The sequence below is a fragment of the Streptomyces sp. NPDC102278 genome, assembly GCF_044766345.1.
Classification (GTDB): Bacteria; Actinomycetota; Actinomycetes; order Streptomycetales; family Streptomycetaceae; genus Streptomyces.
Map to the genome: position 1 here is coordinate 144896 of NZ_JBIWLV010000015.1, position 19612 is coordinate 164507.

At 71.9% G+C, this 19612-nt stretch carries 20 protein-coding genes; 15 read left to right on the forward strand and 5 right to left on the reverse strand.

Annotated elements, in window-relative coordinates; genetic code table 11:
* Nucleotides 1-158 precede the first annotated feature (158 nt).
* Nucleotides 159-1010, forward strand: a complete 852-nt coding sequence (locus ACIRO3_RS29400) for a sulfurtransferase (RefSeq protein ID WP_404141763.1) — start codon at nucleotides 159-161, stop codon at nucleotides 1008-1010.
* Between the two features lie 50 nt (nucleotides 1011-1060).
* On the opposite strand, the gene sepH is transcribed toward ACIRO3_RS29400, so the two are convergent.
* Nucleotides 1061-2068, reverse strand: coding sequence for a septation protein SepH (gene sepH / locus ACIRO3_RS29405; protein ID WP_404141764.1), 1008 nt, complete (start codon nucleotides 2066-2068; stop codon nucleotides 1061-1063).
* Between the two features lie 538 nt (nucleotides 2069-2606).
* On the opposite strand from sepH, the gene ACIRO3_RS29410 reads away from it, so the two are divergent.
* The gene (locus ACIRO3_RS29410; protein ID WP_404141765.1) at nucleotides 2607-3467 is read left to right on the forward strand and encodes a hypothetical protein; all 861 of its coding nucleotides are present in this window, start codon (nucleotides 2607-2609) and stop codon (nucleotides 3465-3467) included.
* A gap of 7 nt (nucleotides 3468-3474) precedes the next feature.
* Here the strand turns inward: ACIRO3_RS29410 and ACIRO3_RS29415 are convergent, their stop codons facing one another.
* Together ACIRO3_RS29415 and ACIRO3_RS29420 are read right to left on the reverse strand one after the other, a co-directional pair.
* Nucleotides 3475-4821, reverse strand: coding sequence for a D-arabinono-1,4-lactone oxidase (locus ACIRO3_RS29415; protein ID WP_404141767.1), 1347 nt, complete (start codon nucleotides 4819-4821; stop codon nucleotides 3475-3477).
* Complete coding sequence (locus ACIRO3_RS29420; protein ID WP_361773328.1) at nucleotides 4754-6025, reverse strand: MFS transporter; 1272 nt, start codon at nucleotides 6023-6025, stop codon at nucleotides 4754-4756. Before ACIRO3_RS29420 ends, ACIRO3_RS29415 begins: the two co-directional genes overlap by 68 nt.
* A 171-nt stretch (nucleotides 6026-6196) precedes the next feature.
* Here ACIRO3_RS29420 and ACIRO3_RS29425 point away from each other — a divergent pair, with 171 nt between their 5' ends.
* Nucleotides 6197-7357, forward strand: coding sequence for a ferrochelatase (locus tag ACIRO3_RS29425; protein ID WP_404141770.1), 1161 nt, complete (start codon nucleotides 6197-6199; stop codon nucleotides 7355-7357).
* A gap of 20 nt (nucleotides 7358-7377) precedes the next feature.
* The gene (locus ACIRO3_RS29430; RefSeq protein ID WP_361773322.1) at nucleotides 7378-8181 is read left to right on the forward strand and encodes an inositol monophosphatase family protein; all 804 of its coding nucleotides are present in this window, start codon (nucleotides 7378-7380) and stop codon (nucleotides 8179-8181) included.
* A 113-nt stretch (nucleotides 8182-8294) separates the two neighbouring features.
* Here ACIRO3_RS29430 and ACIRO3_RS29435 read toward each other — a convergent pair whose 3' ends face one another.
* Nucleotides 8295-8480 (reverse strand): hypothetical protein, encoded by a 186-nt coding sequence (locus ACIRO3_RS29435; RefSeq protein ID WP_361773319.1) that lies wholly within the window; start codon nucleotides 8478-8480, stop codon nucleotides 8295-8297.
* 250 nt (nucleotides 8481-8730) lie between these two features.
* On the opposite strand from ACIRO3_RS29435, the gene ACIRO3_RS29440 reads away from it, so the two are divergent.
* The 4 genes from ACIRO3_RS29440 to ACIRO3_RS29455 all read left to right on the forward strand — a co-directional run bounded on the left by ACIRO3_RS29440 (nucleotide 8731) and on the right by ACIRO3_RS29455 (nucleotide 12247).
* Nucleotides 8731-9384 carry a response regulator transcription factor gene (locus ACIRO3_RS29440; protein ID WP_030008767.1) on the forward strand — a complete coding sequence of 218 codons (654 nt, stop codon included), beginning with the start codon at nucleotides 8731-8733 and terminating at the stop codon, nucleotides 9382-9384.
* Nucleotides 9385-9389: 5 nt separating this feature from the next.
* Complete coding sequence (locus ACIRO3_RS29445) at nucleotides 9390-10637, forward strand: HAMP domain-containing sensor histidine kinase (protein ID WP_361773316.1); 1248 nt, start codon at nucleotides 9390-9392, stop codon at nucleotides 10635-10637.
* Nucleotides 10638-11020: 383 nt separating this feature from the next.
* Nucleotides 11021-11317: a DUF4193 domain-containing protein gene (locus ACIRO3_RS29450; protein WP_053676268.1), complete on the forward strand. Its 297-nt coding sequence runs from the start codon at nucleotides 11021-11023 to the stop codon at nucleotides 11315-11317.
* A gap of 12 nt (nucleotides 11318-11329) precedes the next feature.
* Nucleotides 11330-12247: a hypothetical protein gene (locus tag ACIRO3_RS29455; protein ID WP_404141773.1), complete on the forward strand. Its 918-nt coding sequence runs from the start codon at nucleotides 11330-11332 to the stop codon at nucleotides 12245-12247.
* 37 nt (nucleotides 12248-12284) lie between these two features.
* Here ACIRO3_RS29455 and ACIRO3_RS29460 read toward each other — a convergent pair whose 3' ends face one another.
* Nucleotides 12285-12764 carry a DUF3093 domain-containing protein gene (locus ACIRO3_RS29460; protein WP_361773310.1) on the reverse strand — a complete coding sequence of 160 codons (480 nt, stop codon included), beginning with the start codon at nucleotides 12762-12764 and terminating at the stop codon, nucleotides 12285-12287.
* Nucleotides 12765-12822: 58 nt separating this feature from the next.
* On the opposite strand from ACIRO3_RS29460, the gene ACIRO3_RS29465 reads away from it, so the two are divergent.
* The 7 genes from ACIRO3_RS29465 to ACIRO3_RS29495 all read left to right on the forward strand — a co-directional run bounded on the left by ACIRO3_RS29465 (nucleotide 12823) and on the right by ACIRO3_RS29495 (nucleotide 19458).
* Nucleotides 12823-13407 (forward strand): PaaI family thioesterase, encoded by a 585-nt coding sequence (locus ACIRO3_RS29465; protein ID WP_361773307.1) that lies wholly within the window; start codon nucleotides 12823-12825, stop codon nucleotides 13405-13407.
* Nucleotides 13407-13952 (forward strand): dUTP diphosphatase, encoded by a 546-nt coding sequence (gene dut, locus ACIRO3_RS29470; protein ID WP_361773304.1) that lies wholly within the window; start codon nucleotides 13407-13409, stop codon nucleotides 13950-13952. Before ACIRO3_RS29465 ends, dut begins: the two co-directional genes overlap by 1 nt.
* Nucleotide 13953: 1 nt before the next feature.
* Nucleotides 13954-14736: a DUF3710 domain-containing protein gene (locus ACIRO3_RS29475; RefSeq protein WP_361773301.1), complete on the forward strand. Its 783-nt coding sequence runs from the start codon at nucleotides 13954-13956 to the stop codon at nucleotides 14734-14736.
* A 184-nt stretch (nucleotides 14737-14920) separates the two neighbouring features.
* Nucleotides 14921-17563 carry an ATP-binding protein gene (locus ACIRO3_RS29480; protein WP_404141776.1) on the forward strand — a complete coding sequence of 881 codons (2643 nt, stop codon included), beginning with the start codon at nucleotides 14921-14923 and terminating at the stop codon, nucleotides 17561-17563.
* Complete coding sequence (locus ACIRO3_RS29485; RefSeq protein WP_361773295.1) at nucleotides 17560-18246, forward strand: response regulator; 687 nt, start codon at nucleotides 17560-17562, stop codon at nucleotides 18244-18246. The genes ACIRO3_RS29480 and ACIRO3_RS29485 overlap by 4 nt, the downstream gene beginning before the upstream one ends.
* Nucleotides 18247-18270: 24 nt before the next feature.
* Nucleotides 18271-18690 carry an OB-fold nucleic acid binding domain-containing protein gene (locus ACIRO3_RS29490; protein ID WP_078998499.1) on the forward strand — a complete coding sequence of 140 codons (420 nt, stop codon included), beginning with the start codon at nucleotides 18271-18273 and terminating at the stop codon, nucleotides 18688-18690.
* Between the two features lie 3 nt (nucleotides 18691-18693).
* Nucleotides 18694-19458 carry a DUF3159 domain-containing protein gene (locus ACIRO3_RS29495; RefSeq protein WP_404141779.1) on the forward strand — a complete coding sequence of 255 codons (765 nt, stop codon included), beginning with the start codon at nucleotides 18694-18696 and terminating at the stop codon, nucleotides 19456-19458.
* The last annotated feature ends 154 nt before the right edge of the window (nucleotides 19459-19612 follow it).

The following is a 19612-nucleotide window of genomic DNA, read 5'->3' on the forward strand; positions in this document are numbered from 1 at the left end:
TCGAAGTGATGCTTCCACTCCGAGGGGTTCGGCGCGCCCCGACCGGGCCGCGTTTCCCGGGAGCGGAGTAGAGATGACCGAATCAGTGCGGCCCGTCGCGGCGCGTTGATGTCCGGCTTGTTACACGGGGTGCCGGGGTGGGGAGGAGGATGTGCCCCATGACTGCGATTCTCTCGGCTTCCGAACTGATGAGCGAACTGGCCGGAACCACGCCACCGGTGCTCCTGGACATCCGTTGGCAACTGGGCGGCCCCGACCAGCGGCCCGCGTACGAGGCGGGACACCTGCCGGGCGCGGTGTACGTGGACCTGGACCGCGAACTGGCAGGCCCCGTGAGCACGACGGGACTTGGCGGACGCCATCCGCTGCCGGACCCGGAGGAGTTCGGCGCCGTGATGCGTCGGGCCGGGGTGCGCGCCGGCGTGCCGGTGGTCGTGTACGACGGCGGGCAGGGCTGGGCCGCCGCCCGGGCATGGTGGTTGTTGCGCTGGGCGGGGCACACGGGCGTTCGAGTCCTGGACGGGGGCCTGTCGGCCTGGACGGCGGCCGGAGGTACGGTGACGGCCGACGCAGCCACCCCCACGGAGGGTGATTTCAAGCCAAACCCTGGCGCGCTGGAGGTCCTCGACGGGGACGGGGCGGCCGCGCTGGCCCGTTCGGGTGTCCTGTTGGACGCCAGGGCGGGGGAGCGGTACCGGGGCGAGGTCGAGCCGATCGACCGGGTGGGTGGTCACGTACCGGGCGCGCTGTCCGCTCCGACCTCGGAGAACGTGGACGCGGACGGACGGTTCCTGCCCGCGGCGTCGCTGCGCGCGCGGTTCGAGGCGCTCGGGGCAGCGGGAGACGCCCCGGTAGGGGTCTACTGCGGGTCGGGGGTCTCCGGCGCACACGAGGTGCTGGCCCTGGACGTCGCCGGCATCCCGTCCGCGCTGTACGCGGGCAGCTGGTCGGACTGGTCCTCGGACCCGGCCCGCCCGGTGGCCACGGGCCCGACGCCCGACGGGACCTGAGCGGGGGAGGTACGGCATCGGGAGCGCCGCGTACGCCGCGCTCCCGACGGCTACTCCTGCTTCTTGCGCCGGGTGCCGAAGACGATCTCGTCCCAACTCGGCACCGCGGCGCGCCGGCCCGGACGGACGCCGTCCGCCTCGGCCTGCCGGTCGGTGATGCCGGTCAGCCGATCGCGGTGGCCCGCCACCGTACGCGGCATCAGGACGTCGGCGTACGCGGTGCCGGCTCCCGCCGAGGCGGCCGGCGCCTCCTCGACCTCCGGCTCCTCGGCCGGCAGGTCGACGCGTTCGGGAACCACCATGTCGCCGCGGAAGCTCGGCACCGCTTCCAGCAGACTGGTCAGGGTGTCCCGCTCCTCCTCCGGTTCCGGCGGTGGGGCGGGTCGCTCCATCTGGCGGTCGAGGGCACGGTCGAGCGGCCGGTCGCGCGGCAGGCGCGCGATCCTCGGCACGAACGGGAAGCTGGGCTCGGGCGTCGCGGGCAGGTCGTCCGATTCGCCGATCAGGGAGCGGGCCTCGTCGTCCACGGCCACGACCAGTCGGCGGGGCGGGTCGTACGTCCAGCTCGCCGAGTGCGGCTCGCTCGCGACCCGGTAGACCAGCAGGACCTCCCAGGTGCCGTCGTCACGGCGCCAGGAGTCCCACTGCACGGACTCCTTGTCGGCCCCGCGCAGCGTCAGCCGTTCCTGCACGGCCTCGCCGAGCTGCGGACCGGTGTTCTCGCCGGGGCGGCGCACGGGAGTCTTGCGGGCGCGCTCCGCCATGAACGCGCGCTCCGCGAGCACGGGGCCCTCGAACCGGCGTACCCGGTCGACGGGGATGCCCGCGAGTTGAGCGACCTCCTCCGCGGAGGCGCCGGCTCGTATGCGGGCCTGGATGTCGCGAGGGCGGAGGTGGCTCTCCACCTCGATCTCGATCTGGTTCAGGCGCGCACGGTCGTTGCGCACGGCAGCCCGGAGACGCTCATCGATCGGAAGCGTGTACTCCGTGCTGTCCGCAGCCTTGAGCACCAGTCGTGTGCCGTCATTGGAGACGGCCACGACACGCAGTTCGGGCATGGGGACCTCCCGGGTGGTGCCTGCCGACGTCACGTGCGTCGCTGCTTCCGCTAGTCGAGTGTGGCCTGCCCGGGTGCAGCCTGCCACAACCTTGCCGAGTTAAACCGGCGTGTCGGGCATGCGCCCTTGATCGCCGTTATGGCACGGTTACCTGTTGGGTACGCACAGTGACCAAGTGATTACTGTGTGCAGCAGGAACCCGTGCAACACCGCGGCATCGCCGGTCTCGAGTGCCGTTTCTTCATCGTCCGGCCCCCTCTCCCGGGTCCGGACATCCGAAAGGAAGGACGGCCCCAGGGCTCGCCACAGTACTCCATTCGGGCCACGCAGGTGGACCGCCGCGCCGCCGAACTTGTCTCGGGCGGCGGGAGTTGAGCTGCCCTGAATGCGGTCGGTATCCGGCCGGACCTGCGCCCCGGTCGGTTTTCGGGTGTCCTGCTTCACAGAATCCCCCGAAACGGAACTTTCTGTTTCGCTCAGGTGTCAGTAACTGCTGGAAGAGGAGAAGCGCGAGAGGCAGGGCACGCAGGGGATGGCGATGGGTCAGAAGACGACGCGGGACACGGTGGACGCGGAACCCGGGAAGAAGAAGCTCGATCTGAGCGTGGCGCAGATCGCGGGTACCTCCACCGCCACCGTCGCGGCGGCGCTGCTCGCCTCGCAGATGGGGGTCTACGGCACGATCCTCGGAGCCGGCGTGGTGAGCGTGGTCGCCACCGCGGGAGGGCCCGTCGTCCAGCACCTGTTCCGTCGTACCGGCGACCAGCTGCGCGAGAGCGCCCGCCCCAAGGCCCGTCAGGTGCCGGAGGTGCACAAGGACCAGGCGGCGGACGGCTCGCTGTTGCCGGGTGCGGCCCTGCCCGCCGACGAGTTCGGCGAGGCGACCGTGCACGGCACCCGGGTGCGGGGTTGGAAGCGCACGGCCGTCGCCTCCGGAGCCGCCTTCGCCCTCGCCCTCGGCGGGCTGGGCACCTACGAGGCGATCGCCGGCACCTCGGTCAGCCAGGGCGGCGGCACCATCCTGTCCGGGGGCACCCGCAAGGCCGCCGACCACAAGCCGAGCACGCCGCGACAGGATCCCGGTGGGGGCGCCGACGACACCGACGGCGGCGCCAAGGACGAGCGGGACGGCAAGGGCGGCGAGAGCCCCGGAACCGGGAAGGGCTCCCCGGAACCCTCGGCCTCCCGTGGCGGCGAGAGCCCCCGACCCGACCCGACGCCCTCCCGTTCCGGGGAGTCGACCCCGGAGCCGACGCCGCCCGGGCCCGACCCGAAGCCGACGCCCACTCCCACCCCGACCCCCACCCCGGGCACGCCGAGCGGTGGTTCGGGGTCCGGTTCGGGCTCCGGTTCCGGGGGGACCGGCACCGGTACCGGGCCCGCGCCGAACCCCTCCTGAACCGGGGTCAGCTCCCCAGCACGCGCCGCAGGTAGTCGTTGCCGAACACCCGGTCCGGGTCCAGCCGGTCCCGCAGGGCGGTGAACTCGCCGAAGCGCGGGTACACCCCCGCGAGGTACTCCGCGTCCCGCGTGTGCACCTTGCCCCAGTGCGGTCGTCCGCCGTGCGCGGTGAAGATGCGCTCCGCCGCCGTGAAGTAGGCCTGGTACGGGGTGCCCCTGTACATGTGGACCGCCACGTAGGCCGTCTCCCGGCCCGACGCCGTGGACAGGGTGATGTCGTCGGCCGGAGCCGTCCGCACCTCCACCGGGAAGCTGACGCGCAGGTCGGATCCGTCGACCATCGCCTTCAGCTCGCGCAGCGCCCCGACGACGTGCTCCCGCGCGAGCGCGTACTCCATCTCCACGAACCGCACCCGGCGCGGGCTGGTGAACACCTTGTACGGGATGTCCGTGTAGGTGCGCGCCGACAGGGCCCGGCTGGCGATGCGGGCGATGCCCGGGACGGCCGCCGGGATCGCGCGACCCAGCGAGTTGACGGCCTGGAAGACGCCGTTGGACAGCAGCTCGTCCTCCACCCACGCGCTCACCGCGCCGGGCGGGGCGGCGGGGCCCTGGCTGCGGTTGTTCCGCTTGGTGTTGCAGTTCCCGGTGTGCGGGAACCAGTAGAACTCGAAGTGCTCGTTCTCCGCGAAGTGCTCGTCGAACTCGGCCGTCACCCGGTCGAAGGGCATCGGCTCCTCGCGGGCGGTCAGGAAGAAGATCGGCTCCACGGCGAGGGTGATCGAGGTGAGGACGCCGAGCGCGCCGACGCCGAGGCGGGCCGCCGCGAAGACCTCCGGGTTCTCCTTCTCGGAGCACGTCAGCAGCCGGCCGTCGGCCGTGACCAGCTCCAACCCGCGGATCTGCGCGGAGAGGGAGGCCGAGTCGCGCCCGGTGCCGTGGGTGCCGGTGCTGGTGGCGCCGGAGACCGTCTGCTCCATGATGTCGCCCATGTTCGTGAGCGACAGGCCCTCCTTGGCCAAGGCCTGGTTGAGGTCCTTGAGGACCGTCCCCGCCGCCACCGTGACGGTGCCGGCCGTCCTGTCCAGCGACCGGATGCCGGCCAGGGACTGCGGGCGTATCAGCACGCCGTCCGTGGCGGCGGCCGCGGTGAAGGAGTGGCCGGTGCCGACCGCCTTCACCTTCAATCCGTCCTCGGCGGCCCGACGGACCGCCTCCTGAAGCTCCCCGACCGAGGTCGGGGTCACCACGCGGGCGGGCGTGGCACTGACGTTCCCCGCCCAGTTACGCCACGTGGCCGGCGTCCTCGCCGTCCCGGCGTACCCGCTCTGCCCTGCTGTCGCCGTCCCCATCGGTGCCTGGCTCCTCCCCTTGCGCCGGCCTCGTCAGCCGACGGAATCCCGCGAACGCCACCGCGGCCGCGGTCACCCCCGCCGAGAGCGAGACGACGTACCCGGTCCGCGCGCCGGCCGCGTCGACGACCCAGCCGGCCACGGAGGACCCGAGCGCGACACCGACCGCGAGGCCGGTGCTGATCCAGGTCATGCCCTCGGTCAGCTTCGCGTGAGGTACGTGCGCCTCGATCAGGGCCATCGTCGTGATCATCGTGGGAGCGATGGCGAGGCCCGAGACGAAGAGCGCCACGGCCAGAAACGGAAGGTTCCCGGCCAGTAGGAGGGGGATCATACTCACGGCCATCGCACTGATGCCCAGCATCCACCGAGGTTCGGCCCTGCCCTTGAAGTGCAGCAGGCCGAAGACGATGCCCGCGAGGCAGGATCCGAAGGCCCAGATCGCCAGGAACACCCCGCCGAGGGACTTGTTGCCCTGCTCCTCGGCGAAGGCCAGCGTGGCCACGTCCACGGACCCGAAGATCGCGCCGGTGGCGGCGAAGGTGGCGACCAGGACCTGGAGGCCGGGGGAGCGCAGCGCCGAGGACCGGTCCGTGTGCGGGTGACGCGGATGGGGCTTCGGCTCGGTGGCGGTGAGCGCGGTCAGCCACCACACGCCCGTCAGCAGGCAGACGAGCGCGACCACCGGCCCGGCCTCCGGGAACCAGCTCGCGGACAGGGTCGCGGCGAGCGGCGGGCCGATGATGAAGCACAGCTCGTCGACGATCGACTCGAACGAGTAGGCGGTGTGCAGCTGCGGGGTGTCCCGGAAGAGGGCCGTCCACCGCGCGCGCACCATCGAACCGACGCTGGGCACGCAGCCCGCGACGACCGCGAAGACGAAGAGGGTCCACGTGGGCCATTCGTTCGCCGCCGAGAGCAGCAGGCCGGTCACGGACGCCGCCGCGACGAGCGTCGCCGGGCGCAGCACCCGCCGCTGTCCGTACTGGTCCACCAGTCGGGACACCTGGGGGCCCACGGCGGCGGCCGACAGCGCGATGGTCGCCGTGATCCCGCCCGCGAGGCCGTAGCTGCCGCCGAGCTCGGTGATCATCGTCAGCACGCCGATGCCGACCATGGACAGGGGCATCCGACCGATGAGGCCGGCGGCCGTGAACCCCTTGGTGCCGGGGGTCGCGAAGATCGCGCGGTAGGGACTGGGCACGTTGCGCTCCGTAAGGGACGTCTGTGGCCCCCACAGATTACGGCCGCCGACAAGGCGACCGCATGGGGAAAAATCCAGACAGAAAGTCAGGTGACCTTACCTTCGATCGCCGGTGGCGAACGCGCCGGGGGCGTTTCCCCGGCCCGGGCCGGCGAATGGCAGGATTCGAGCATGTCTGACCAGCTCCGCGCCAGCGCCCCCCGAGCGGCCGAGGGCCACGCCGCCCCCTACGACGCCCTCCTGTTGCTCTCCTTCGGCGGCCCCGAGGGCCCCGACGACGTCGTTCCGTTCCTGGAGAACGTGACGCGGGGGCGCGGCATCCCGCGCGAGCGGCTCAGAGAGGTCGGACAGCACTACTTCGGGTTCGGCGGGGTCAGCCCCATCAACGGGCAGAACCGCGAGTTGCTGGACGCGCTGCGCAAGGACTTCGCGGAGCACGGACTGGACCTGCCCGTCTACTGGGGCAACCGGAACTGGGCCCCGTACCTGACCGACGTGCTGCGGGAGATGGCCGCCGACGGGCGCCGCCGGATCGCGGTGCTCGCGACCAGCGCGTACGCCTCGTACTCCGGCTGCCGGCAGTACCGGGAGAACCTCGCCGACGCCTTGGCGCGGTTGGCCGAGGAAGGGGTGGGCGAGCTGCCCCGGGTGGACAAGCTGCGGCACTACTTCAACCACCCGGGCTTCGTGCGGCCGATGATCGACGGAGTGCTCGCCTCCCTGGCCGAGCTGCCGGGCGACGTGCGGGCGGGAGCGCGCCTGGTGTTCACCACGCACTCGATCCCGACCGCCTCCGCGGACACCTCCGGCCCGGTGGACGAACACGGCGAGGGTGGTGCGTACGTCCGCCAGCACCTCGACGTGGCCGCGTTGATCGCTGACGCGGTCCGCGCCGAGACCGGCACCGAACTGCCCTGGGACCTCGTCTACCAGTCGCGCAGCGGCGCCCCGCACATCCCGTGGCTGGAGCCGGACATCTGCGACCACCTGGAGGCCCTCCACGCGGGGGACACGCCGGCGGTGGTGATGGTGCCGATCGGGTTCGTCTCGGACCACATGGAGGTCCTCTACGACCTCGACACGGAGGCCACGGCCAAGGCCGCCGAGCTGGGCCTGCCGATCGCCCGCTCGGCGACGGTCGGCGCCGACCCGCGGTTCGCGGCGGCGGTACGGGACCTGGTGCTGGAGCGGGCCGCCACCGAGCGCGGCGAGCCGGTCGAGCGGTGCGCGCTGGGTCTGCTGGGCCCGAGTCATGATCTGTGCGCGGTGGGCTGCTGCCCGGCGCGCGCCCCGCGGCCGGCCGCCGCGGGGGAGGACAGTCCGTACGCCTGACCCCTGGGAGTGGCACGACCATGATTTCCGCGGAACTGAAGGCCGAACTGCTCGACGTGGGTCTGGAGGCGGCCCGCCGGGCGGGTGAACTGCTGCGCGACGGGCGACCGGCGGACCTCGCGGTGGCCGCGACCAAGTCCAGCCCGATCGACGTGGTGACCGAGATGGACATCGCGGCGGAGAAGCTGATCACCGAGATCCTCGGGCGGCGGCGCCCCGAGGACGGGCTGCTCGGCGAGGAGGGCGCGGACACCCCGGGGACCAGCGGCGTGCGCTGGGTCGTGGACCCGCTCGACGGCACCGTGAACTACCTGTACGGACTCCCGAGCTGGTCCGTGTCCGTGGCCGCCGAGTACCGGGGCGAGACCGTGGTCGGGGTCGTCGCGGCCCCGATGCGCGGGGAGACGTACCACGCGGTGCTCGGGGGCGGGGCGTGGCTGGGCGACACCCGCCTGGCATGCCGGCCGGCGGCGCCGCTGGACCAGGCGCTGGTCGCGACCGGGTTCGCGTACGTGCAGACGCGGCGGGCGCACCAGGCCGAGGTCGCGCGGCGGATCATCCCGCTCGTACGGGACATCCGGCGGGGCGGCTCGGCGGCCGTGGACCTGTGCGACGTGGCCGCCGGGCGGCTGGACGGGTACTGGGAGCGGGGGCTGAACCCCTGGGACCTGGCGGCGGGCGAACTGATCGCGCGCGAGGCGGGGGCGCTGACCGGTGGCCGGCCGGGCCGGCCGGCCTCGGGCGAGCTGGCGCTCGCGGCCACGCCGGCCGTGTTCGCCTCGCTGCAACCGCTGCTGGACGAGGCGCAGGCCTGGCGCGACTGAGGGTCCTCGGCGGCCCGGTCGGCCTCGGGCGGGCGGGCCCACGGAAAGACCCCGGGCGCCGAAGGGGCGGCCGGGGTCGGGTCCGGGGTCGGAGGGTCCGGGGCGGGGTGGGCTCAGGCGGCCGTGACGGACACGGCGTGCTCCACGGGTACCCCGTGTTCGGCGGCCAGGCGCTGGAGGTCCTCCAACTCCGCCTGTTCCACATCCGCGAGGTGGTCGTCGCCCGTCTCACGGGCCTTGCTGAGGTCGGACTGCGTGGCCTCGATGCGCTGCAGAAGGCCTGCGGTGAATGCGTCCATGGTGGGTGCGCCCCCTCTTCATGGGTCGTCGACGGGTGAGCACGTGGCAGTCCGCCGTCAGGAGTGGTCGGGGTGTGCAGTCGTCCTCCCCGGCGCCCCGGGCCCAGAAACCTCGCGAGGCCGGGGAATCCTCACTTCCACCCGGGGGAAGGCGGCCGAGCGGCGCCTTACAGCCGGTTTACCGCCGAAACGGGCAGGATGGTCGACGCAATACAGGTGTGCCCTCGTGGGCTCGAAGGAAGGAAACGACGTGCGCGTACTCGTCGTCGAGGACGAGCAGCTGCTCGCCGATGCGGTGGCCACCGGCCTGCGCCGGGAGGCCATGGCCGTGGACGTCGTGTACGACGGCGCCGCGGCCCTTGAGCGCGTCGGAGTGAACGACTACGACGTGGTCGTGCTCGACCGGGACCTCCCGCTCGTGCACGGCGACGACGTCTGCCGCAAGATCGTCGAGCTCGGCATGCCCACCCGCGTGCTGATGCTCACCGCCTCCGGCGACGTGAGCGACCGGGTCGAGGGACTGGAACTCGGCGCGGACGACTACCTGCCCAAGCCCTTCGCCTTCACCGAGCTCACCGCCCGCGTGCGGGCCCTGGGGCGGCGCACGACCGTGGCCCTGCCGCCCGTGCTGGAGCGGGCCGGCATCAAGCTGGACCCGAACCGCCGCGAGGTCTTCCGCGAGGGCAAGGAGGTGCAGCTGGCGCCGAAGGAGTTCGCGGTGCTGGAGGTCCTCATGCGCAGCGAGGGCACGGTGGTCTCCGCCGAGCAGCTGCTGGAGAAGGCCTGGGACGAGAACACCGACCCCTTCACCAACGTGGTCCGGGTGACCGTCATGACCCTGCGGCGCAAGCTCGGCGAGCCGCCCGTGATCGTCACCGTGCCGGGCTCCGGATACCGGATCTGACGGGGATGCCGGCGACACCGGCGCCGCCCGCGGCGCCACCGAAACCCACCTGGGACCCCGGACAGGCCGAGGCTCCCTTCCCGTGGCTGCGGCCGACGATCCGGATACGGCTCACCCTGCTGTACGGCGGGATGTTCCTGATCGCGGGCATCCTGCTGCTGTCGATCATCTACCTGCTGGCGGCGCAGGCGCTGCGCGAGGGCAACGGCACGCCCTTCAAGATCGTGGACGGGACGGACGTCACGGTCATCAGCAACACCTGCCCCGGGGTGGCCGGCAAGGGCCAGCCGCTCGACCAGTTCAACGCCGCCATCAACGCGTGCGTCCTGGAACAGCGCAGGCACGCCCTGGACGACCTGCTCAGCCGGTCGCTGATGGCCCTGCTGGGACTCAGCATCATCGCCTTCGCCTTCGGCTACGCGATGGCCGGCCGGGTGCTTTCGCCGCTGGGGAAGATCACCCGTACCGCCCGCCGGGTGGTCGGCTCGGACCTGACCCGGCGGATCGAGCTGGACGGCCCGGACGACGAGCTCAAGGAGCTGGCCGACACCTTCGACGAGATGCTCGACCGGCTGGAGCGGGCCTTCACGGCCCAGCAGCGGTTCGTGGCCAACGCCTCGCACGAGCTGCGGACACCGCTCGCGATCAACAGGACGCTCCTGGAGGTGCACCTCTCCGATCCCGGGGCCCCGGTCGAGCTCCAACAGCTCGGGAAGACGCTGCTCGCCACCAACGAGCGCAGCGAACAGCTGGTCGAGGGCCTGCTCCTGCTGGCCCGGAGCGACAACCAGATAATCGAACGCAAGCCCGTGGACCTGGCCGAGGTCGCCTCGCGGGCCATCGAGCAGGCGCGCGGCGAGGCCGGCGCCAAGGGTGTGGAGATCCGCGGCGAGCGCGCCCCGGCGGTCGTCCAGGGCAACGGCGTGCTGCTGGAGCGGATCGCCCTCAACCTGGTGCAGAACGGCGTCCGGTACAACGTCGCGGAGGGCGGCTGGGTCGAGGTCACCACCGAGGTCCAGCACGGTCACGCGGTGCTGCTCGTATCGAACACGGGTCCCGTTGTTCCCGCGTACGAGGTGGAGAACCTCTTCGAGCCCTTCAGGCGGCTGCGTACCGAGCGAACGGGCAGCGACAAGGGTGTGGGGCTCGGTCTCTCGATCGCGCGCTCCGTGGCCCGCGCACACGGCGGCCGCATCCAGGCGACGCCCCGCGAGGGCGGTGGCCTCGTGATGCGTGTCACGCTGCCCCTGTGACCTGGGGTCCCGCATGTTCGCTGTTGGCTGAACGGGGCAGGGGTGAACGCGAGGGAGCCTGTGTGATCGATCACATTGTCGAGTGTCGGGTCATGTGCGTTCGGTGACCCCGAGGAGGCCGGAAAGCCCGGGAAGTCCGGGTTTCCGGCCCCCATGATGGCGGGAAATACACGGGGTGGCGTTTGTGCAAGACGGCCCCCGGACCGTGTACGGTCCCGGTCGTCATCCCAGCCAAATGCGCCTTCGGGCGTGCGGCTGGGTGTCGATTGAGTAACAGACCTTGATGTGAGGCAAAATCTCCGCCTCAGGTCGGGCACAAGTCCGGCCTCTCGCGCGTTACGTGCGCTGAGACACCGCTAAATCCCAGAGGGGGAGAGCGAACAATGGCAACGGACTACGACACCCCACGCAAGACGGACGACGACGTTGACAACGACAGCATCGAAGAGCTGAAGGCCCGGCGCAACGAGAAGTCGTCGTCGAACGTCGATGTGGACGACTTCGACGCCGCCGAAGGCATGGAGCTTCCCGGTGCGGACCTCTCCAATGAGGAGCTGGCCGTACGGGTCCTGCCCAAGCAGGCCGACGAGTTCACCTGCATGAGCTGCTTCCTGGTGCACCACCGCAGCCAGCTGGCACGTGAGAAGAACGGTCAGCCGATCTGTCGCGACTGCGACTGAGAGGCGTCGGCCGTGACAGGCTCGACGCCATTTCGGAAGCGACGCTTCCGGAAATCTGGTGATCCGGCGGAGACGCAGGTGGGAGCCACGGACCCGGCAACGGGCCATGGAGCCCCCGGCGTACCCGCCGTGCCCTCCGACACCGCCGCGGCGGTGCCGTCGGCCACAGCGGCCGACGAGGGGTCCCGACAGTGGTTCGGGGCTCGTCGGGTGCAAGCCGTCAAGAACGGTGTGCGCAAGGGCGGCGAAGGTGCGAAGGCCGCCGCCCTGTACATCACCGACCGAATCATCGAGAACGCACCGCGCGTTCCGGTTCGGGACCTCGCGACCCTGCGCGCGCAGTTCCCGGGCCTCGACCCCGATCGGCTCGCCGACAAACTGATCACCGGCGCCGCCAACGCCACGTCCACCGTCGGCGCGGGCATCGGCGCGGCGGCGATGCTGCCGGTGCCGCCCGCGATGCCGGCCGAACTGGCCGCGGAGATCACCGGTGTGGCGATGATCGAGCTGAAGCTCATCGCCGAACTCCACGAGGTGTACGGGCTCCGGGCGCCCGGCAACCTCCGAGAACGCAGCTTCGCGTACCTCACGTCGTGGACGGAGGAACGCGGGGTCGACCTGACCAAGCCGACCACGCTGAACGCGGCGCTCGGCGGTCAGATGAAGCGCGAACTGCGCCAACAGATCATGAAGCGGATGTTCCGCAACCTGCCCAACCTCATGCCGTTCATGGTGGGCGCCGCGGTCGGCGCGGTCATGAACCGCCGGGACACCCGCAAACTCGCCGAGAAGGTGCGTGCGGACCTGCGGACCCGCGCCGTGGCCTGGGACGCACTCCCGCAGTTGCCGCCCCTTGAGCAGCCCGCGCAGCCCCTTCCCGGGGCCAACGACGAGGCCATCGAGGGTCCCGACGCGCAACGGTGGGGCTGACGACCGCCCCCGGGGCGTCGTCCCCGACCTCCCGGACTCAGCCGGCGGCCGGCGCGGCCGGGCTGTTCTTCGCCGCGCGGACGGCCGCCACCAGGGCCTGCGGCTCGCGCGTGGAGACGTACACGTAGGGAGTCGGGTCGGCCGGATCGGTGATCTCGACGCGGACGGCCGTCGGCACGTAGCTGCGCATCAGCATGAAGGCGCGGGTGTCGGCCTTGTACGTGCGCCAGGCACGGGCCTCCTCGGCCTCCAGGATCTCGGGCTCGCCCAGGGCCGTCACCGGGATCCGCGCGTCGCCCGCCGCCAGCGCACCGTTGACCACGCGCACGCGCGCGGAGCCGTACGAACTCACCACCATCCCCGCCAGCACGGTGCCCCCCACCAGACCGAGCAGCATCGGCAGCGTGCCCAGCGGCAACAGCATCAGCGCGCACGCGACGCCGAGGAGCACGGCGATGCCCCACCAGGCGCGGGGAGCGGTCAGGCGTTCGTCGTGGTGCGCGGGGGAGGGCTGCATGGGTCCAAGCCTGCCACGAGGCGACCGGCGGTTAGCCGCGCGGGTAAGGTCAGCGGCTGTGAGTGGACGAAACACAGCGTTGACGCCGCCGGCCGACGCCACGGCGCCGGTCCGGCATCCCGACGCCCCGGGCCCCGGCGAACTCCTCGGCGCGCACTACGAGCACTGTTTCGGCTGCGGCGGGGGACAGCCCCACGGGCTCCACCTGGAGGCGCGGGCGGGCGAGGGCGTGCGCGTCACCGCCGAGTTCACCGTCAAGCAGGCCCACCAGGGCGCCCCCGGTCTCGCCCACGGCGGCGTCCTCGCCACCGCGCTCGACGAGACGCTCGGCTCCCTGAACTGGCTGCTGCGCGTCATCGCGGTGACCGGCCGGCTGGAGACCGACTACGTACGGCCCGTCCCCGTGGACACCGTGCTGTACCTGGAGGCGGAGGTGACCGCCGTGGCCGGGCGGAAGATCTACTGCTCCGCGGTCGGCCGAATAGGCGGTCCCGAGGGACCGGTCGCCGTACGCGCGGACGCCCTCTTCATCGAGGTGAAGGTCGACCACTTCATCGACAACGGACGGCCCGAGGAGATCCGGGCGGCGATGGCCGACCCGGACCAGGTCAGGCGCGCACGCGCCTTCGAGGTGAACCCCTGATGTCTCAGAACAACCACGACTCCCGTCGGGAAGTCGACGTGCTCATCCGCCGCGTCGACCCCGAGGTGCCCCTGCCTGCCTACGGTCACCCCGGTGACGCGGGCTGCGACCTGGTGACCACCGAGGCCGCCGAGCTCGCTCCCGGCGAGCGGATCGTGCTGCCCACCGGCGTCTCCATCGCGCTGCCCGACGGGTACGCCGCCTTCGTGCACCCGCGCTCGGGCCTGGCCGCCCGTTGCGGCCTCGCGCTGGTGAATGCCCCGGGGACGGTGGATGCCGGGTACCGTGGGGAAATCAAGGTGATCGTGGTCAATCTCGACCCGCGCGAGAGCGTCAGGTTCGAGCGTTTCGACCGCATTGCCCAGCTGGTTGTCCAGCGGGTCGAGAAGGTGCGCTTCCACGAGGTGGCGGAACTTCCCGGCTCGGCCCGGGCCGAGGGGGGTTTCGGCTCCACCGGCGGTCATGCGGCCGTGGCCGGATCCGAGGCTGGTCAGCAGGGTGGGAATGGCTACGCTTCGGTCGTAACCGACCGGGAAGGACAGTGACGTGTTCGGACGTCGCAAGAAGAACGACTCCGTCAGGGACGGCGGCGCGGCCGAGCAGGTCGACGGCGCACGCGCCGATGAGCCGGACGACGCCGAGGCGCTCGACGACGCCAAGCCGCGCCGGACGAACCTGCCGCCGGCCCCGAGGCCGGACGGCCCCTGGGACGTCTCCGAGGTGATCGGCAATCCGGAGGACGGCCGGGTCGACCTCGGCGGCATCCTCGTACCCGGTGTCGAGGGCATGGAACTGCGCGTCGAGGTCGCCGGTGACGCGATCGTGGCCGCGACCGTGGTCCTCGGCGACAGCGCCGTGCAGCTGCAGGCCTTCGCGGCGCCCAAGAAGGAAGGCATCTGGGGCGAGGTCCGCGACGAGATCGCCACGGGCATCACCCAACAGGGCGGCATCATCGACGAGGTCCAAGGCCCGCTGGGTTGGGAGCTCCGCGCCCAGGTCCCCGTACCGCTGCCCGACGGCCAGACCGGCGCCCAGCTCGTGCGCTTCGTCGGCGTCGACGGCCCCCGTTGGTTCCTGCGCGGTGTCATCTCCGGCCAGGGCGCGGTGCGCCCGGAGTCGGCCGGCGTCCTGGAGCAGATCTTCCGGGACACCGTCGTCCTGCGCGGCGACGGCCCGATGGCTCCCCGCGATCCCATCGTCCTGAAGCTGCCGAACGACGCCCAGATGGTGCCGGACGGCGTGCAGACGACCGAGGAGCCCGAGGGCTCCCGCTTCGGCGGCGGCATGGGCCAGCTGGAACGCGGTCCGGAGATCACCGAGGTCCGCTGACCTCGCTCGACGACCGGTTCCGGTCGGTGGACCTCCGATGTGTGGACCTCCGATCGGTGGGCCGTACCCTCGCGGGGGTACGGCCCACCGCCGTTTCCGGCCACCGCGTCAGGGAAGCGTCAGGGATGCGCCCATCGCCGTACATCGGCGCGTGAACTGCGGGGACGTCCCCGAGAATGGGCGCATGGGACGCGGCAAGCTACGGATATACCTCGGCGCGGCACCCGGTGTGGGCAAGACGTACGCCATGCTCTCCGAGGGCCACCGTCGGGTGGAGCGCGGCGGCGACTGCGTCGTCGGCTTCGTCGAGCACCACGGACGGCCGCGCACCGAGGTGATGCTGCACGGACTCGAACAGGTGCCGCGCCGGGAGTTGACCTACCGGGACGCCGGGTTCACGGAGATGGACGTGGACGCGCTGCTGGCCCGCGGCCCCGCCGTGGCACTGGTGGACGAGCTCGCGCACACCAACGTGCCGGGCTCGCGCAACGCCAAGCGCTGGCAGGACGTGGAGGAGCTGCTCCGGGCGGGCATCGACGTCGTGTCCACCGTGAACATCCAGCACCTGGAGTCCCTCGGCGACGTGGTCGAGTCGATCACCGGCGTGCGGCAGCGGGAGACCGTACCGGACGAGGTGGTCCGGCGGGCCGACCAGGTCGAGCTGGTCGACATGTCCCCGCAGGCCCTGCGCCGCCGGATGGCGCACGGCAACATATACAAGTCCGACAAGGTCGACGCGGCCCTGTCCCACCACTTCCGCCCCGGCAACCTCACCGCCCTGCGCGAGCTCGCGCTGCTGTGGGTGGCCGACCGGGCCGACGAGTACCTCCAGCAGTACCGGGGCGAGCACGACATCCGCTCCACCTGGCAGGCCCGCGAACGGATCGTCGTCGGCCTCACCGGCGGTCCGGAGGGCCGCACCCTGATCCGGCGCGCCTCGCGGATGGCGGCCAAGGGCTCGGGCAGCGAGATCATGGCCGTCTACATCGCCCGCAGCGACGGGCTGACCGCGGCCTCGCCGAAGGAACTCGCGGTCCAGCGCACCCTGGTGGAAGACCTCGGCGGAACGTTCCACCACGTCATCGGCGACAACATCCCCGACGCCCTGCTCGCCTTCGCCCGCGGGGTCAACGCCACCCAGATCGTCCTCGGCTCCAGCCGCCGCAAGACATGGCAGTACGTCTTCGGACCGGGCGTGGGCGTCACCGTCGCCCGGGACTCCGGGCCCGACCTCGACGTCCACATCGTCACGCACGAGGAGGTCGCCAAGGGGCGCGGGCTGCCCGTGGTCCGCTCCGCCGCCCGACTCGGCCGGCCCCGCGTGGTGGCCGGTTGGATCGTCGGCGTGCTCTGTCCGGCCCTGCTCGCCCTCGTCCTGGCGAACATCGACGGCGACCCCGGCCTCGCCAACGAGATGCTGCTGTTCCTGGCGCTGACCGTGGCCGCCGCGCTGCTCGGCGGACTCGTGCCCGCACTGGCGTCGGCGGCCTTCGGCTCTCTCCTGCTGAACTACTTCTTCGCACCGCCGGTGCACCGCTTCACGGTCTCCGACCCCAAGAACATCGTCGCCATCGCCGTCTTCTTCGGGGTGGCCGTCGCCGTCGCCTCCGTCGTGGACGTGGCGGCCCGGCGGACCCAGCAGGCCGCCCGTCTGCGCGCCGAGTCCGAGATACTCTCCTTCCTCGCGGGCAGCGTCCTGCGCGGCGAAACCACCCTGGACGCCCTGCTGGAGCGGGTGCGCGAGACCTTCGCCATGGAGTCGGTGGCCCTGCTGGAGCGGGAGAGCGACGTCGAGCCCTGGGCCCCGGCGGGCAGCGTGGGCCCGCGTCCCGCCACCCGGCCCGAGGACGCGGACGTGGACATGCCGATCGGGGAACACATGGCCCTGGCCCTGTCGGGGCGGGTGCTGCCCGCGGAGGACCGCCGGGTACTGGGCGCCTTCGCCGCCCAGGCCGCCGTGGTCCTGGACCGGCAGCGACTGGTGGGACAGGCCGAGGACGCCCGCCGGATGGCCGAGGGCAACCGGATCCGGACCGCGCTGCTGGCCGCCGTCAGCCACGACCTGCGCACGCCCCTGGCCTCCATCAAGGCGTCGGTCAGCTCGCTGCGCTCCCACGACGTCGAATGGTCCGAGGAGGACCGGGCCGAACTCCTCGAAGGCATCGAGGACGGCGCCGACCGGCTCGACCACCTCGTGGGCAACCTGCTCGACATGTCCCGGCTCCAGACCGGCACGGTGACCCCCCTGATCCGCGAGATCGACCTCGACGAGGTGGTCCCGATGGCGCTGGGCGGCGTACCGGAGGACAGCGTGGTGCTGGACGTCCCGGAGACCCTGCCCATGGTGGCCGTGGACCCCGGGCTGCTGGAGCGGTCCGTCGCCAACGTGGTGGAGAACGCCGTCAAGTACAGCCCGGCGGGGGAGCGGGTGCTGGTCGCGGCCAGCTTCCTCGGCGACCGGGTCGAGGTACGGGTCGTCGACCGCGGACCCGGGGTGCCCGACGAGGCCAAGGAGCGGATCTTCGCCCCCTTCCAGCGCCACGGCGACTCCCCGCGCGGCGCCGGGGTGGGCCTCGGCCTGGCCGTGGCGCGCGGGTTCGCGGAGGCCATGGACGGCACCCTCGACGTCGAGGACACGCCCGGCGGCGGGCTGACCATGGTGCTCACCCTGCGCGCGGTGACGGGGGAACGAGCGCCCTCGCCCGTCACGGTGGACGGCGCGGGCCGGACCGGCCCGACCGGCGACACCCCTTCCTCTCACTCTCCCTCTTCCTCTTTCGATCGACCGGTCGATCCCTCCGTACGACAGAAGGCAGGCCCTCAATGACCCGGGTGCTCGTGGTGGACGACGAACCGCAGATCGTCCGAGCCCTCGTGATCAACCTGAAGGCGCGCAGGTACGAGGTCGACGCCGCCGCCGACGGGGCGAGCGCCCTGGAACTCGCCGCCGCCCGCCACCCCGACGTGGTGGTCCTCGACCTCGGCCTGCCCGACATGGACGGCGTCGAGGTGATCAGGGGGCTGCGCGGATGGACCCGCGTGCCGATCCTGGTCCTGTCCGCCCGGCACAGCTCCGACGAGAAGGTCGAGGCGCTGGACGCCGGCGCCGACGACTACGTCACCAAACCCTTCGGCATGGACGAGCTGCTGGCCCGGCTGCGGGCGGCCGTCCGTCGGGCCGAACCGGGCGCGGGCGCCGGCGAGGACGAGGTCGTGGTGGAGACCGAGGGCTTCACCGTGGACCTGGCCGCCAAGAAGGCGGTGCGCGCGGGGCGCGACGTACGCCTCACCCCCACGGAGTGGCACCTGCTGGAGGTGCTCGTCCGCAACGCCGGCAAGCTCGTCAGCCAGAAGCAGCTGCTCCAGGAGGTCTGGGGGCCCTCGTACGGCACGGAGACCAACTACCTGCGGGTCTACATGGCGCAACTGCGGCGCAAGCTGGAGACGGACCCCTCGCACCCCCGCCACTTCATCACCGAACCGGGCATGGGATACCGCTTCGAGAGGTAGCGGGCGCGCCGGTACGCTTCCTGTATGAGTGCTGAACCGCGTCCCGAGAAGCCCGCGAAACCGGCCAGGCCGGCGGGCCGGTTCCGCCGGATGATAGAGCGGCTTTCCACCTCGCAGGAGGAGCTGCATTCGGCGGAGCTGCAGGAGGACGCAGAAGCCGCGGGATGCACGCGTATCTGCGACTGTGACGACCGCCAGATAGTCAAGGTGACCGGAACGTTGCGTACCGTGACCCTGCGGCCGCGCGCGGGGGTTCCCGCCCTGGAGGCGGAACTGTTCGACGGCTCGGCCCCGCTGGACGTGGTGTGGCTCGGACGTCGCTCGATCGTGGGAATCGAGCCCGGACGGCGCATGATCGCCTCCGGCCGGATCTCGATGAGCCATGGGCGTCGGGTCCTCTTCAACCCGAAGTACGAACTCCGACCGCTCGGACAGGAGCAGTAACCGGTGACGTCATTCGACAAACCGACCACGCCGGCGGAACCGCCGGAGCCCGCGGCGGACCAGAAGGCGGTGACGCAGGCAGCGCTCTTCGACGCCTTCGGCGGCATCCGGGGCACCGTGGAGACGATGCTCCCCGGCCTGCTCTTCGTGATGATCTACACGATCAACAAGGACGTGAAGAGCTCCGCCATCGCGGCGGGCGCCGTCGCGGTCCTGCTCGTGATCGTGCGGCTGCTGCGCAAGGACACCGTGAAGCACGCCTTCAGCGGGGTCTTCGGCGTGGGCGTGGGCGTCGCCTTCGCCCTCTTCACGGGCAGCGCGAAGGGCTTCTACCTGCCCGGCATGATCTACGGCGTCGGCCTGGGATTCGCGTTCACGCTCTCGGCGCTGGTCGGTTTCCCGCTGCTCGGCGTGATCCTCGGACCGGTCTTCAAGGAGAACCTGTCCTGGCGGACCCGCAACCCGGGCCGCAAGAAGGCGTACACCAAGGCCAGCCTGGCGTGGGGGCTCATCTTCCTCGCCAAGTACGCGATCCTCTTCCCGCTGTACTGGTGGGGCGACGCGACGCAGCTGGGGTGGGTGCTCATCGCGCTCAAGCTCCCGCCGATGGTGCTCGCCGTGTACTTCACGTGGGTGTTCCTCGCGAAGGCGCCGCCGCCGATCGACGTGATCGCGGAGTGGGAGGCCGAGGAGGCCGCCGAGAAGGAGGCCAAGGCGGTCGCCAAGGCGGCCAAGGGCTCGGCTGAAGGACGCCACCGGGCGCCGTAGCCGCCGGCACGCGCGGACGATGAAACGTGGGAGGGGCGGGGGGGGCCCGCCGCCCCCCCCCCCCCCCCCCACCCCCCCCCCCGGGGGGCGGGGGGGGGGTGTGATTGTTCGGGGGGGGGGGGGGGGGGGGGGGGCGGCCGCGCGGGGCGGCGGG

Coding starts and splice junctions, on each gene's coding strand:
- ACIRO3_RS29445 (WP_361773316.1), top strand. CDS start 9,390: ATGCCGGCGACACCGGCGCCGCCCGCGGCGCCACCGAAACCCACCTGG.
- ACIRO3_RS29430 (WP_361773322.1), top strand. CDS start 7,378: ATGATTTCCGCGGAACTGAAGGCCGAACTGCTCGACGTGGGTCTGGAG.
- ACIRO3_RS29415 (WP_404141767.1), bottom strand. CDS start 4,821: ATGGGGACGGCGACAGCAGGGCAGAGCGGGTACGCCGGGACGGCGAGG.
- ACIRO3_RS29480 (WP_404141776.1), top strand. CDS start 14,921: ATGGGACGCGGCAAGCTACGGATATACCTCGGCGCGGCACCCGGTGTG.
- ACIRO3_RS29485 (WP_361773295.1), top strand. CDS start 17,560: ATGACCCGGGTGCTCGTGGTGGACGACGAACCGCAGATCGTCCGAGCC.
- ACIRO3_RS29460 (WP_361773310.1), bottom strand. CDS start 12,764: ATGCAGCCCTCCCCCGCGCACCACGACGAACGCCTGACCGCTCCCCGC.
- sepH (WP_404141764.1), bottom strand. CDS start 2,068: ATGCCCGAACTGCGTGTCGTGGCCGTCTCCAATGACGGCACACGACTG.
- dut (WP_361773304.1), top strand. CDS start 13,407: ATGTCTCAGAACAACCACGACTCCCGTCGGGAAGTCGACGTGCTCATC.
- ACIRO3_RS29435 (WP_361773319.1), bottom strand. CDS start 8,480: ATGGACGCATTCACCGCAGGCCTTCTGCAGCGCATCGAGGCCACGCAG.
- ACIRO3_RS29490 (WP_078998499.1), top strand. CDS start 18,271: ATGAGTGCTGAACCGCGTCCCGAGAAGCCCGCGAAACCGGCCAGGCCG.
- ACIRO3_RS29425 (WP_404141770.1), top strand. CDS start 6,197: ATGTCTGACCAGCTCCGCGCCAGCGCCCCCCGAGCGGCCGAGGGCCAC.
- ACIRO3_RS29410 (WP_404141765.1), top strand. CDS start 2,607: ATGGGTCAGAAGACGACGCGGGACACGGTGGACGCGGAACCCGGGAAG.
- ACIRO3_RS29400 (WP_404141763.1), top strand. CDS start 159: ATGACTGCGATTCTCTCGGCTTCCGAACTGATGAGCGAACTGGCCGGA.
- ACIRO3_RS29450 (WP_053676268.1), top strand. CDS start 11,021: ATGGCAACGGACTACGACACCCCACGCAAGACGGACGACGACGTTGAC.